The organism is Cryobacterium aureum (genome assembly GCF_002954245.1).
Lineage (GTDB): Bacteria > Actinomycetota > Actinomycetes > Actinomycetales > Microbacteriaceae > Cryobacterium > Cryobacterium aureum.
This window is the reverse complement of the sequence record NZ_PPTG01000021.1, coordinates 66,554-79,711: the sequence shown is the minus strand read 5'-3', so window position 1 is coordinate 79,711 and position 13,158 is coordinate 66,554. Positions and strand designations below refer to the sequence as shown.

The following is a 13,158-nucleotide window of genomic DNA, read 5'->3' as shown; positions in this document are numbered from 1 at the left end:
CATCGGCGGCCGCCCGCTGGGCTGGGGACTTCGGTGCTTTCAGCTTCTCATTTCGTTCTGTCATGACCATTAGTGTCACTCCTTCAAATGAATCCGCAACCCCTTACACAAACCATCTGACACCCTCCCTTCGCTTTCGGCCATGTCCGCCAGCTCGACGCCGCCGCGTCCCGGTGGCTGCAGAACCTCGCCGCCGTCACGCCGATCGTGACCGGTATCGACGACCTCGCCCTGGTCGATATCGACGACACCATCAGAGAAGTGCACGGCTACAAGAAGCAAGGCGCCGGGTTTGGCTACTCCGGTGTTCGCGGCCTCAACGCCCTGCTCGCCATCGTCAGCACCGGATCAGCCGCTCCGATCATCGTCAGCTCCCGGCTACGAAAAGGCCCCACAAACTCCGCCCGCGGCTCAAAGAAATTCGTCTCCGACACCCTCGCGACCGCGAAACGGCTGCGCAGCCCAACCGCGAAAGGAATGCTGCTCCTACGAGCCGACAGCGCCTACTACGTCAGCGCCGTCATCAAAGCTGCCCTCAGCGCCGGCGCGATGGTTTCGATCACGGCACGCCTGAATTCGCTGGTGAAAGCGGGTATCAGCACCATCCCCGAGGCCGCCTGGACCCCGATCAAATACACCAATGCGATCTTCGACGACGCCACTGGGCGGTGGATCTCCGACGCGGAAGTCGCCGAGATCCCCTTCACCGCGTTCGGCTCCAAGAAGAAGAGCGAACAAATCCCTGGACGCCTCGTCGTGCGCCGCATCCCGGAACTGAACAAGACCGTCGCCGCCGGGCAAGGCACCCTTTTCGACCTGTTCCGCTTTCACGCATTCTTCACCACCAGCACACTCAACACCGTTGACGCCGACAAAACCCACCGCCACCACGCGATCATCGAAAATTTGAACGCCGACATGAAAGCGTCGGCGATGGCGCACTTCCCGTCCGGCGTATTCACGGCCAACGCCGCCTGGCTCGTCCTGGCCTGCATTACGTTCAATCTCACCCGCGCCGCCGGCACCCTCGCCAGTCCCGCCCTCGCAAAAAGCCGTCACCGCGACCGTTCGCCACAAACTCATCAACGTCGCCGCCAGAGTATCCACGTCGGCACGACGCATCACGATGCACCTACCCGAAAGCTGGCCTTGGGAAGAAGGCTGGACGACGCTATTCACCAGCGTCGGCAGCCCTCCCGGCCACGCCGCCACCTAACCATCCAGCCCAACCAGGCGCAACCAGGAACCCCAGTGGAACACCCAGGCATCGAGGCCCACAGCTTGACCGCGCCCAAAACCCCGAAAGAGGAACGAGCCCAAATCAAGAACTCTTCAGAGGCCGACCGGTGGATTCAGGCTTAGCGAACCCGGAGTTTTTCATTAGTCCTGCACTTTTTGGCGGTGCCCTGCGCGGCGTTGGCCCTGGCGCGTTTTCCGCGCCAGCAGACGAGGCACCGCGAACTCGCCCACTCCCCCAGCTGCAGGCATAGCATCTGCGTCAAGGGAGAGTCCTTCTGGCCTCGGCGCGGAGGTAGGCGTAAACGGTTTCTCGGCTGATCCCAAAGTGTCGAGCGAGCGCAGCTTTCGGCACTCCAGAGGCGGCCTTCTCGCGCAGCTCCGCGGCGCGGCCCGCGTCCAAGGATGGGGTGCGGCCGCGGTACACGCCACGCTTCTTAGCCAGGACGATGCCCTCGCGCTGACGTTCACGGATCAAGGAACGCTCGAACTCAGCAAACGCTCCCATGACGCTCAAGAGCAGGTTTGCCATCGCCAGTGAAGGTGAGCTGCTCTTTCACGAACTCAACCCGGACCTTCTCCGGATCTAAATATCGATCGGGTGGCCCCACGGCTCCCATTGGCCATTCCTTTGGTGACGTGGAGAATTTAAGGCCAGAGTCACTGGTGGCGAGGGACTCGACCTAAAGGAGCCCCTCTAAAGCCTCGTCCATGATCTGCGCCGTGATCGGGTCGACAAGCTCGGCGGTCACGACGTAGCTGGCACGGGTGACCTGCTCGTTGGAGTGCCCAAGCAGCCGAGACGCGAGAGTGATGCCCGCAACGGCTTCAATGAGCGTTGCCGCCGTGCGTCGAAAGATGTGGGTGGTGAACTCCCCCACGTCGATCCCAGCGGCTTCCAGCGCCTTCTCGTTGTCGGCGACGAAAGTGCGGAGCAACCGTTCAACATTGCTTACGCTGCGTGGTGCGCCCGTCTTCGTCGCAAAGAGATAAGCCTCCCTGTCTCGGCTCGCCTCTGACAGTTGCCGGCGGATTGCCGTCGCCGCGAAACTCGGCAGGGCGATGCGCCGCTTTTGCCGGGATCGTTTCGGAGAAGGCTTCCTGCGCAGACCTTCGGCGCGAGTCTGAGTGATTGTGCTCGCGATGAGCGCGGTGGGCGGGTTCGCGGTCACATCGACATCGCATCGGCGGAGGGCAAGGACCTCACCTATGCGAGCGCTAGTGCCCACCATGATCCACATGGCATCCTCTAGCAGCCGAGCGTTGGGGCGCGGACCGAAATGGTCTCCCCCAGACCGCCAGGATCGCATAAGTGCGCGCACGATTTCCAGTTGCCCCCGGGTGAGGGCCGATTCTTTCTTCGGTGACAGTGGCAGGGCTCGGGCGTCGCGCACGGGATTGAAAGCGAGCACTCCGTGTTCGATTCCGGTAGCGCAGATCTGCGAGAACATACTGCGTGCCTTGCGAGCGGCCGATAGCGATTTGGTCTCGCGAATGTGCTGCAGGATCCGGTTGCAGCGCAGCACGGTCAGGTCGGTCAAAAGCAGGTCCCCGCACTCGGGAATGATGACATTACTGACGCTGAACTCGTACGTCTCGATAGTGGAGACTTCGACCGTCCCAGACCGCCGCTTATCGTCCAAGAAAACCATCGCGGCCTCTGCGATCGTCGAGTATGAAGTCAACGACAGCCCGGCAAGTCCATTACGCAGCAGATCTGCCTGTTCATCCAGAGCCCGGCGGGCCTCCACCTCGGTGGCACGCGTTCCTTTTAGCCGATGGAGCGTCCCGAACTCATCCCGCATCCGTGCATGCGCCTGGATCTGTCCGCTCGCCAGAACGACGATGCGGATGGTGCCGACTTCGCCCGCGCGCATCCGCCGCCTAGGCATGCATGGCCAAAGCCTCGAACCAGGCGAGAACCTCGCGGCGCAGGTATCTTACGTGGCGGCCCATGCGTCGATACGGCGGTCCGGTTCGAGTCTGGCGCCACTCTTCGAGCGTGCGGGGCGAGACCTGCAACAGGTCGGCGACCTGCTGCCCGGTCATGATTTGTGCGTCATCATCGGTCATGACAATGAGGTGCGACACGGCATTCCGACCTTGTACGCAGCAACGCGTAGTTGGCCGGGCTAACCGCCATGGCTGTCCCCAAATTGGCGTCTGGGAATCGTTTTTGGCACCCAAAGTGGCACTTTGGGCCGTGAACGGTGTGTCTGGAAACAAGAAATGCCCCTGGTTTCCGCGGAAACTCAGGGGCTAAAGCTGGGGTACCTGGACTCGAACCAAGAACAAATGAACCAGAATCATCCGTGTTGCCAATTACACCATACCCCAATGCCTAATCCGAAGATCGGGCCGAGTAGTAGCCTAGCCCACTTGGGCTGGAGAGGCCAAACCGGGCTGTCCCCCGGCGAGTCGAAGCCTCACCAGCTCAGGGTCAGGCGGTCGTCGTTACAGCCAGGGCCCGATCGAGGCGGCTCAGGGTCTCGGCCTGTCCGAGAATCTCCATGGACTCAAACAGCGGCGGCGAGATCTTGCGGCCCGACAGCGCGACGCGCAGCGGTCCGAAGGCCACGCGCGGCTTGAGACCCAGCCCCTCGATGAGGGTCTCGGCGAGCAGCGCGTGCACCCGGTCGGTGGTCCATTCCGCTGACGGAATACTTTCGAGCGCCGAGCGGGACGCGCCGAGAATGTCGGTGGCGTTCTGCGGGAGCGAGGCGAGCGCATCCGCTTCGAGAACCAAGTCGGCGCCGGTCACGAACAAAAAACCGAGCATGGACGGGGCTTCGCCGAGCAGGGCGATGCGCTCCTGAATGAGCGGCGCGCCCTGAGCGAGCAGCGCCAGCTCGGCCTCGCTCGGCCTCTCGCTGAACACGCCGGCGGTCGTCAGGTACGGAACCAGCCGGGCGGCGAAGTCGGCAGCGTCAAGCTGGCGAATGTGGTCGCCGTTGATCGACTCGGCCTTCTTGAGGTCGAAGCGCGCCGGGTTGGGGTTGACGTTCACGACGTCGAACGCGGCCGTGAACTCGTCGATCGAGAACACGTCGCGGTCGTGGGTGAGTGACCAGCCAAGCAGCGCGAGGTAGTTGAGCAGGCCCTCAGGAATGAACCCGCGGTCGCGGTGAAGAAACAGGTTTGCTTCGGCGTCGCGCTTGGAGAGCTTCTTGTTCTTGTCGCCCATGACGTAGGGCAGGTGGCCGAAGCGGGGCACGAAGGTGGTCACACCAATGTCGATGAGCGCGTGGTACAGCGCGATCTGACGCGGGGTCGACGAGAGCAGATCTTCGCCGCGCAGTACGTGGGTGACGCCCATCAGCGCATCGTCGACCGGGTTGACGAAGGGGTAAAGCGGATGCCCGTTGGGGCGCACCACGACAAAGTCGCTGAACGATCCTGCCGGAAAGGTGATCTCACCGCGCACCAGGTCATCGAAGGAGAGCTCGGTGTCTGGCACCCGCAGGCGCAGCGCCGGGGACCGGCCCTCGGCGCGGTAGGCGGCCTTCTGCTCCTCTGTGAGGTCGCGCTCGAAGTTGTCGTAGCCCATCTTGGGGTCGCGGCCGAGGTCGCGGTTGCGGGTCTCGATCTCTTCGCCGGTGACGAAGCTCTCGTAGATGTGACCGCTGGCCTTGAGCTGCTCGATTACACCGCGGTAGATGTCGTAGCGCTCACTTTGGCGATACGGCTCCTGGGGTCCGCCGACGTCGACGCCTTCGTCCCAATCGAGCTTCAGCCAGCGCATCGCCTCGACGAGCTGCAGAAAGCTCTCTTCACTATCGCGCGCGGCGTCGGTATCCTCGATGCGGAAGATCATTTTTCCGCCGGTGTGCCTCGCGTAGGCCCAGTTAAACATGGCGGTGCGAACCAGGCCCACGTGGGGCGTTCCGGTTGGCGAGGGGCAGAACCGCACGCGAACGTCGGTTCCGGTGGCGGTAGAAAACGGGTGTGCAGTGGTGTCAGACATTACTCATGATTCTAGTTGTGCGCGTCCTGCCCCACTTCTTTCCGGGCCAGGGCCCGGAAAGTGGGCCAATGATCAATCGTGCGCCGGTTCAGGCTCGCCCTAACCGACCTGCGCGATGGCGGCGATGGCGCGCAGCGCAGCGGCCAGCGCCGGCACGCGCTCAGCGCCGGCCACCGTCACGGCGTGCAGGGTGCGATGATCGCGCCCGGTCGTGGCGCGAATCGCGACGCCCGCTCGCCGTCCGACGGATTCGATTGCGAGGGCCGGAAGAAGCGCCACGCCGATGCCAGCCTCAACCAGGCCGAAAACTGCGGCGACATTGTCAGTTTCATAAGAGATGCGCGGGGCGAATCCTCGACGATCGCAGAGGTCGAGCAGGTGACCGCGGCAGCGCGGGCAACCCGCCACCCAGTTCTCGTCGGCCAAGTCGCCCAGATCGATATGTGCGACGCCGGCGCCGAGCGAATGCCCGACCGGCAGCACGAGCATCATCTCGTCTCGCCGCAGGGTCGCCACACGCAACCCCTGGGCACTCTCCCGGTGCGGATCCACCCGGTCCCCCGGGTAACTGAATGTAATGGCGAGGTCGGCACGGTTCTCGCGCACGGCGGCGACAGCCTCGGGCGGTTCAGCCTCCAGATAGGTGATGCTGATCTGGGAATGCTGGGCCGTCATCCGGGCCAGCAGGCTCGGCACGAGGGTAGCGGACGCCGACGGGAACGCGACGAGACGCACCAGCCCGGCGCGTAGCCCCTGTAGCTCGGCGATCTCCCCCGCCGCCGCGTCGAGCGCAGTGGCGACCGTGACGGCGTGCCGGGCGAGCACGAAGCCGGCCTCAGTGAGGCGAACTCCGCGTCCCACCCGCTCGACCACGGCGAGCCCGAGCCGATGCTCGAGCCGCTTGAGCTGCTGGCTCACGGCCGGCTGGCTATAGCCGAGGGCGGCCGCTGCGGCCGTGATAGAGCCGGTTTCGTGTACCGCTCGCACGACCCGCAGTACGTTGGCGTCGAGATCGGGGCTCTGGCCGGGTAGATGGATCATGTCGTAATCATAATCACCGGTTATGCATTGCATCGAATACTGGCCATTGTTGCATGAGTGCTTGGTGGCCAGACTGGAACCATGAGCCCCGCAGCAACGAGCACCAGCAGCCCCACCGCCAGTACGAGCACGACAACCGTGACCCTTGCCGAAGCCCGCACCCGCTACACCGCCGGTCGCGGCTACCTGGCCGCCTGCACGCTCGGACTCCCGACCATCGACACGATCGCCGCTATGCGCGCCGATACCGAGGTCTGGTCACGCGGCCAGGCCAGCGCTTCCCGCTACGGAGAGGTCGTCGAGCGCGTACGCGTTGGGTATGCCGATCTGGTGCACGTCGCACCTCACAACGTGGCGATCGGCTCGCAGACCTCGGTCATGGCGGGCCTGGTCGCGGCCAGCATCCCCGACGATGCCGAAGTCGTACTGCCCCGCGGCGACTTCAGCTCGATGGTGTTCCCGTTTCTGGCGCAGGCACACCGCGGCGTGACCGTGCGACAGGTGGAGCTGGCCGATCTGGCCGCGAGCCTCACCGCAAACACCTGGCTGGTCGCGTTTTCCCTGGTGCAGTCCGCCACCGGCACCCTCGCCGACAGCGACGCGATTCGTGCGGCAGCCCGACGTACCGGCACCTTCACGCTCTGCGACACGACCCAGGCCACCGGGTGGATGCCGGTCGACGCATCCGCTTTTGACGCCACCATCTGCCACAGCTACAAGTGGCTCGGTGCCCCGCGCGGCGTCGCGTTCTTCACAGTCAGCGACGCATTCGCGGCACACCTGCACCCGATCAATGCCGGATGGTATGCGGGAGACGACCTGTGGGCATCCTGCTACGGTCCGGCCATGGCGCTCGCTCCCGACGCCCGCAGGTTCGACGTGTCACCGGCCTGGCCAGCCTGGGTAGGCGCTGAGCCGGCCATCGACCTGTTCCGCAGTCTCGACCTAGCCGAGGTGGCCGCCCACAACGTGGCCCTCGGCGACGCCCTCTGCGGGGGGCTCGGCTTGCCGTCACGTGGCCAGGCCATCATCAGCTGGCCGGATGCCGATGGCCGCGACCTCGCGCGCCTCACCGCTTCCGGCCTCACCGCCTCGGGTCGGGCCGGCCGCGCACGGGTCGCCTTCCACCTTTTCAACGACGAGGACGACGTGGCCCTGGCCCTGGCCGCCCTGCGCCCCTGACACCGTGGACGGGGCCCGGGCCCCGTCCCCAGGCCCAGTTTATAAACTGGGCCCATGGTCACAAGGTGGGCCGCACCGGAACGACCGCGCCCGCAGCGGATCACGCCGGGCGCACCACCGGGTTCACCAGGGTTCCGATGCCCGCGATCGACATCGAGACCGCGTCGCCGTCGACGACGGCCGCAGGCGTGTCCAGCGCTCCGGCCAGAATCACGTCGCCCGGCAGCAGGGTGAAAACGCTCGAGGCGAAGGACACGATGGCAGCAACGACCTCCTCGGTAGTACGGTCGTCGTCGCCGAGCGAGACCGCCTGAAATTCCTCGTCATTAATGAGCCCGCGCAGCGCTGTGGCCGCCTCGTCGAACTCGGTTTCGATGACCGGGCCGAGCGGCAAAAACGTGTCGAACGCGCCCGCTAGACCCGAAGACAGGTCGGCCGCGGTGACGACCGTCGCGACGGTGTAGCCGAAGACGCGACCAGCGGCATCCGCTGCAGAAACGTTTTTGGCGATCTTGCCGATGATGATGGCGAGCTGACCGTCGACCTCGACCCGCTCGGAGGCGGCCGGCAGCACGATGGCGTCACCGGGGCCGACAACCGCGGTGTTGGGCCGAAGCACGAACGCCTCGGCCGAGACCACCGCGACGATCTTCGAGCGCGGAATCACCGGCGCCAGCAGCTTCACGTCGGCCAGGGCAACCCGGTCGCCGGTCGTGTCGAATCCGGCGAACATCGGGTCACTGGTGAGCACGACCAGTTCGTCGTCGTCAACGATGCCGAACGCGATGGCGCCCTGGTAGCTGTAGCGTGCGATCTTCACGTGTCTCGATTCCGCCTCAACAAGGCCAAAGCTTCAGTCTAGGCGCGTTAGCCAGCCATGCCGGTCGGGCAGGCGGCCGTACTGGATGTCGGTGAGTTCCTGGCGCAGCGACAGGGTAATCGCGCCGGCGGGGGCATCCGCTTCGCCGATCGTGAAGTCCTTGGCCTTGAGCTGGCCGATCGGGGTGACGACGGCGGCGGTTCCGCAGGCGAAGACCTCGGTGATGGCACCAGATGCTGCTCCCTCACGCCACTCATCGAGCGTCACCGCGCGCTCCTCAACGGTCATACCGCGGTCGCGAGCGAGCTGCATGATGCTGTCGCGGGTGACTCCCTCGAGAATGGAGCCGGTCAGCAGAGGCGTGACGAGCGTGTCGGTGCCGTACACGAAGAACACGTTCATGCCGCCGAGCTCGTCAACGTTCGTTCCGGTCTCGCCGTCGAGAAAGAGCACTTGGGCGCAGCCGTTTTCGTAGGCTTCCATCTGAGGCAGCAGCGAAGCGGCGTAGTTGCCGCCGCACTTGGCGGCGCCTGTACCACCGCGGCCGGCGCGGGAGTACTCGGTAGACAGCCAGATCTTCACGGGGGCGACGCCGTCGGCGAAGTAGGCGCCGGCCGGGCTCGCAATCACGTAGAAGCTCACCTTGTGGGCGGCGCGCACGCCGAGAAAGCTCTCGTTGGCGATCATGAACGGGCGAAGATACAGGCTGGTCTCGGGCGCGGACGGCACCCAGTCGCCATCGATCGCGATCATCTGCTTGACCGACTCGATAAAGTCCTCCACCGACAGCTCGGGCAGGGCGAGGCGGTGCGCAGAGCGCTGCAGCCGCTCGGCGTTCTTTTCGGGCCGGAAGGTCCAGATGGAGTTGTCGGCGTGCCGGTAGGCCTTGAGCCCCTCGAAGATCTCCTGGCCGTAGTGCAGCACCGACGAGGCCGGGTCGAGCAGCAGCGGACCGTAGGGCGTCACGCGAGCGTCGTGCCAGCCGGCCTCGACCGACCAGTCGATCGTGACCATGTGGTCGGTGAAGTGTTGGCCGAATCCCGGGTCGGCGAGAATCTCCTCGCGTTCGGCTTCGGCGCGTGCGTCGGTCGACGGTGTGAGATCAAAAGTCAGGGGGAAAGTCACGGTCATTTCAGTACCTTGTCTGTCAGAAGGGTCACGATGGCGTCTCCCACCTCAGCGGTGCTGCGTCGCACGGATGCGGTGCGTCGGGCCAGATCATCGGCCACCGCCTCGTTGACGCGCGCCGCGGCATCCGTCAGCCCGAGGTGGTCGAGCATCAGCGCCACCGAGAGGATGGCCGCGGTCGGGTCGGCGAGTTGCTGGCCGGCGATATCGGGAGCCGAGCCGTGAACCGGCTCGAACATGCTGGGAAAGCGGCCGGTCGGGTTGATATTGCCGGAGGCCGCCAGGCCGATGCCGCCGCTGATTGCCGCTGCGAGGTCGGTGAGAATATCGCCAAAGAGGTTATCGGTGACGAGTACATCGAATCTACTCGGATTCGTGACGAAGAAAATGGTCGCCGCGTCGACGTGCAGATAATCAACCACAACCTGGGGGTACTCAAGGGCCACCTCGTTCACGATGCGTTGCCACAGGCTGCCGGCGAAAACGAGCACGTTGGTCTTGTGCACGAGGGTGAGGCGTTTGCGCTCGCGCCCCTGGGCCACCTCGAAGGCGTACCGCACGACGCGTTCCACGCCGTAGGCGGTGTTCACCGACACCTCGTTGGCGACTTCCTGCGGGGTACCGCGGCGGATGGTGCCGCCGTTTCCGACATAGGGGCCTTCGGTTCCCTCACGCACGACGACGAAGTCCACCACGCCGGGCGCGGCGAGCGGGCTCGTGACGCCGGGGTAGATCGTGCAGGGCCGCAGGTTCACGTAGTGGTCGAGCGCGAAGCGCAGACCGAGCAGCAGCCCACGCTCGATGTTGGCGTCTTTCAGTCGCGGATCGCCGGGAACGCCACCGACGGCGCCCAGCAGAATAGCGTCGTGCTGCTGGATCGACGCGAGGTCGGCATCCGTGAGGACATCGCCGGTTTCGAGGAACCGCGCGGCGCCCAGCTGAAAGGTGCTCGTCTCAATCGTGACGTCATCGCGACCCGCGACGGCGCCGAGCACTTTCACGGCCTCGGCGACAACTTCCGGTCCAATCCCGTCTCCGGGAATGACAGCGAGTTTGATAGTACGAGACATGCGGCTCCGAAACAGTCAATGATCACCTGAATTGCGTATATTCAAACCTTACCTTTCTCGCGGAAGTGCCTAGGCTTGTCCCTAGCGCACCACCAACAGAAAGCAGGGCATCATGAGTATCGGACTTGGAATCTTTCTGCTCGTCGTCGGCGCCATTCTGGTGTGGGCCCTCGACATCACCGTCACCGGAGTCGACCTGCGGCTCGTTGGTTACATTCTGCTCGCGGCCGGAGCGCTCGTGACTATCCTCGGCATCGTGCTGATGACCCGTCGCCGCAACAGCGTGAGCACGACCCGCACCATCGCCGACCCGGCGAACGGCGAGCAGGTCACCCGCCGCGAGAACTCCATCGACGACCTCTAGCCCCCAGCTCTAATTGCGAGAGCGGAAAAATTGCTGCTTCACGGGTGTTGAAGCAGCAATATTCCCGCTCTCGCGAGCTTTAGCGCGCACGGCGTAGCGACACCAACGCTAACGCGGCGGCACCGAGCACGAGCGCGACGCCGATCCAGGCGGTCAGGCCGACGCCGCTGTCGAAGGCGTGCCGGGCCGACTCGAGCAGTTGCTGGGCGACCGCCGGCGAAAGGTGGTCGGCCACCGCAACGGCGCCGCCGAGGGTCTCCCCCGCCGCCAGCCGGTCGGCTGCGCTCAGGCCGTCGGGCAACAGCACCGCCGCCCGGTAGGACACCGTGAGAATGGTGCCAAGGACGGCCGTACCCAGCACCGCTCCCAGTTCGTAGGCTGTCTCAGACACAGCGGATGCCGCCCCCGCCTTATCGGCCGGCGCGGTCGCCACGATGAGCTCGTTCGAGACGGTCTCGGCCGCTCCGATTCCGATGCCGAGCAGCACGAAGGCGACGCCGATCCAGAAGGCATCGATTGCACCGCCGCGCAGCGCGATCGACGCGAATCCGGCCACCGACACCAGCAGCGCCACGGGCACCACCCGGGACGGGCGTACCCGGCGGGCAATCGGCACGATCAGCAGGCCGGCCACGATCATCGCGGCCAGGCCAGGAACGAGCACGAGCCCGGCGTTCAATGGGGAGAGCCCCAGCACGAGCTGCAGGTGCTGCGAAATGAAGAACAGGCAGCCGACCAGCGCCGTGACACTGAGCAGGTTGACTCCAACGGCCCCGCTGAACGCGCCGCGCCGAAACAGTCCCATGTCGAGCATGGGGCTGGGCACATGCAGCTGCCGACGCACGAACCACAGGCCGAGTCCCAGGCCGAGCGCGATCGGGGCGAGCGTGAGCCAGGCCACACCGTGCTCGGCGATGCTCTTGATGCCGTAGACAATCGGCAGCATGGTGCCGAGCGACAGCGCGATACTGAGCAGGTCGATGCGCCCCGGGTGCGGATCGCGTGATTCGGTCACCAGGATCGGTGCCAGCACCAGCAGCGGCAGCAGAACGGGAACGGCGATGAGAAACACCGAGCCCCAGGCGAAATGCTCGAGCAGAATGCCGCCGACCACCGGCCCGAGGGCGCTGCCGGCCGCGAAGCCGGTGGCCCAGATCGCGATGGCGAGACGACGCTGGTCGCGGTCGACGAAGGTGGAACGCAGCAGCGACAGGGTCGAGGGCATGAGCATCGCGCCGAAAAAACCGAGGGCGGCCCTGGCGATGATGAGTCCCTCGATGCTCGGGGCGAACGCCGCGAACACCGACACCACGCCGAAGCCGGCCGAGCCGATCATCAGCAGGCGGCGGCGCCCGATGCGGTCGCCCAGGCTGCCCATGGCCACGAGCAGTCCGGCCAGTACGAGCGGGTAGATATCGACCATCCAGAGCAGCTGCACGCCGGTCGGCAGGGTGGCCGTGGAGATCGCTGGCAGGGCGAAGTTGAGCACGGTGTTGTCGATCGACACGAGCAGCACCGGGAGCATCAGCACCGCGAGGGCCCACCAGCGCCTGCGGTCGTGCTGTACCGGCAAAGCGGATGCCGCTCCCGGTCGATCAGCGACGTTACCGAGTCCAACACGGGTCAGGTCAAGGGGCGTGGTGGGAACAGCGGGGGCAGACACGATCTCGATCACTTTCTGGGTTGTTTCTCGACCGCCGGGAGCGGAGCAATAAAGTCTACTGTACCGGCTAGACGGTATAGTTGTCCAACGCGACCGTCGCGCGCTTCGATACCATGGGCCAATGCCGAAAAATGTGCCAGCACCCTCCGTTTCCACCCGGGATCGTCTTCTCGACGCCTTCGAGGAGTTGCTGGTCGAGGGCGGGGAGCGGTCCGCGACCCTCGACGCGGTTGCGGGGGTCGCCGCGGTCTCGAAGGGGGGCCTGCTCTATCACTTCGCGTCGAAGGATGCCCTCGTCGACGGTCTGCTGGCCCGCCTCGATGCGCTCGCCCTGCAGGACGCCGAGAATATTCGCAACGCCCCGGCCGGTCCGGTCGACTATCTCATTCGCACCTCGGTGCACACCGGCAGTCCGCTCGACCGCGCGTACATTGCGGGTTCCCGGCTCGCCCAGGGCCGCGACCCGCGCGCCATGCAGGTGCTCACCGAGATTCGTCGGCGCTGGCTCTCGGTGATCGAAGAGGCCGTGCACGACCCGGATGTTGCCCAAGCGATCATGCTGATCAGCGACGGCCTGTACGTCAACAGCTCGCTGGCCGAGAACGAGCTGGCCGCGGAGGATCACACCGATGCGGCGATGACGCGGCTGATCACCCTGATCGGTCGGCTCCTGCCGCCCGACGAGTAGGC

11 protein-coding genes, 1 tRNA gene and 2 pseudogenes are annotated in these 13,158 nt (G+C 65.3%); 4 read left to right on the top strand and 10 right to left on the bottom strand.

Translation table 11 applies throughout. The features are described 5' to 3' along the window. Window positions 1–129: 129 nt before the first annotated feature. A pseudogene (locus CJ028_RS07875) lies at window positions 130–1,216 on the top strand (IS1380 family transposase); the annotation flags it as partial. A 282-nt stretch (window positions 1,217–1,498) separates the two neighbouring features. On the opposite strand, the pseudogene CJ028_RS07870 reads toward CJ028_RS07875, so the two are convergent. The 6 genes and pseudogenes from CJ028_RS07870 to CJ028_RS07845 form a co-directional block, all read right to left on the bottom strand. After that, window positions 1,499–1,811, bottom strand: a pseudogene (locus tag CJ028_RS07870) (recombinase family protein); the annotation flags it as partial. 108 nt (window positions 1,812–1,919) lie between these two features. Further along, on the bottom strand, window positions 1,920–3,113 hold the full coding sequence (locus CJ028_RS07865) for a tyrosine-type recombinase/integrase (RefSeq protein WP_240607147.1): 1,194 nt from the start codon (window positions 3,111–3,113) through the stop codon (window positions 1,920–1,922). Between the two features lie 7 nt (window positions 3,114–3,120). Continuing rightward, window positions 3,121–3,327 (bottom strand): helix-turn-helix transcriptional regulator, encoded by a 207-nt coding sequence (locus CJ028_RS07860; RefSeq protein WP_240607146.1) that lies wholly within the window; start codon window positions 3,325–3,327, stop codon window positions 3,121–3,123. A gap of 174 nt (window positions 3,328–3,501) precedes the next feature. Continuing rightward, window positions 3,502–3,573 (bottom strand) — tRNA-Gln (locus tag CJ028_RS07855). 103 nt (window positions 3,574–3,676) lie between these two features. Beyond that, window positions 3,677–5,200 carry a glutamate--tRNA ligase gene (gene gltX / locus CJ028_RS07850; protein ID WP_105034713.1) on the bottom strand — a complete coding sequence of 508 codons (1,524 nt, stop codon included), beginning with the start codon at window positions 5,198–5,200 and terminating at the stop codon, window positions 3,677–3,679. 99 nt (window positions 5,201–5,299) lie between these two features. After that, complete coding sequence (locus CJ028_RS07845; RefSeq protein WP_105034712.1) at window positions 5,300–6,241, bottom strand: LysR family transcriptional regulator; 942 nt, start codon at window positions 6,239–6,241, stop codon at window positions 5,300–5,302. An 81-nt stretch (window positions 6,242–6,322) separates the two neighbouring features. Between CJ028_RS07845 and CJ028_RS07840 the strand changes: the two genes are divergently transcribed. Further along, complete coding sequence (locus tag CJ028_RS07840; protein ID WP_105034711.1) at window positions 6,323–7,423, top strand: aminotransferase class V-fold PLP-dependent enzyme; 1,101 nt, start codon at window positions 6,323–6,325, stop codon at window positions 7,421–7,423. Between the two features lie 100 nt (window positions 7,424–7,523). Here the strand turns inward: CJ028_RS07840 and CJ028_RS07835 are convergent, their stop codons facing one another. From CJ028_RS07835 to CJ028_RS07825, 3 genes are read right to left on the bottom strand one after another with little or no spacing between them, the layout of a single operon-like run. After that, window positions 7,524–8,243 (bottom strand): fumarylacetoacetate hydrolase family protein, encoded by a 720-nt coding sequence (locus CJ028_RS07835; protein ID WP_105034710.1) that lies wholly within the window; start codon window positions 8,241–8,243, stop codon window positions 7,524–7,526. A gap of 33 nt (window positions 8,244–8,276) precedes the next feature. Then, on the bottom strand, window positions 8,277–9,374 hold the full coding sequence (locus tag CJ028_RS07830) for a branched-chain amino acid aminotransferase (RefSeq protein WP_105034709.1): 1,098 nt from the start codon (window positions 9,372–9,374) through the stop codon (window positions 8,277–8,279). After that, entirely contained in the window at window positions 9,371–10,441 is a 1,071-nt protein-coding gene (locus tag CJ028_RS07825; RefSeq protein ID WP_105034708.1) for a 3-isopropylmalate dehydrogenase, read from the bottom strand. Before CJ028_RS07825 ends, CJ028_RS07830 begins: the two co-directional genes overlap by 4 nt. A gap of 112 nt (window positions 10,442–10,553) precedes the next feature. Between CJ028_RS07825 and CJ028_RS07820 the strand changes: the two genes are divergently transcribed. Next, a complete protein-coding gene (locus tag CJ028_RS07820) occupies window positions 10,554–10,805 on the top strand; it encodes a DUF6458 family protein (protein WP_105034707.1) in 252 nt (83 codons plus the stop codon). Between the two features lie 79 nt (window positions 10,806–10,884). Here CJ028_RS07820 and CJ028_RS07815 read toward each other — a convergent pair whose 3' ends face one another. Then, window positions 10,885–12,378 carry an MFS transporter gene (locus tag CJ028_RS07815; protein WP_240607150.1) on the bottom strand — a complete coding sequence of 498 codons (1,494 nt, stop codon included), beginning with the start codon at window positions 12,376–12,378 and terminating at the stop codon, window positions 10,885–10,887. A gap of 211 nt (window positions 12,379–12,589) precedes the next feature. Between CJ028_RS07815 and CJ028_RS07810 the strand changes: the two genes are divergently transcribed. Further along, window positions 12,590–13,156, top strand: a complete 567-nt coding sequence (locus tag CJ028_RS07810) for a TetR/AcrR family transcriptional regulator (RefSeq protein WP_129590422.1) — start codon at window positions 12,590–12,592, stop codon at window positions 13,154–13,156. Window positions 13,157–13,158 lie beyond the last annotated feature (2 nt).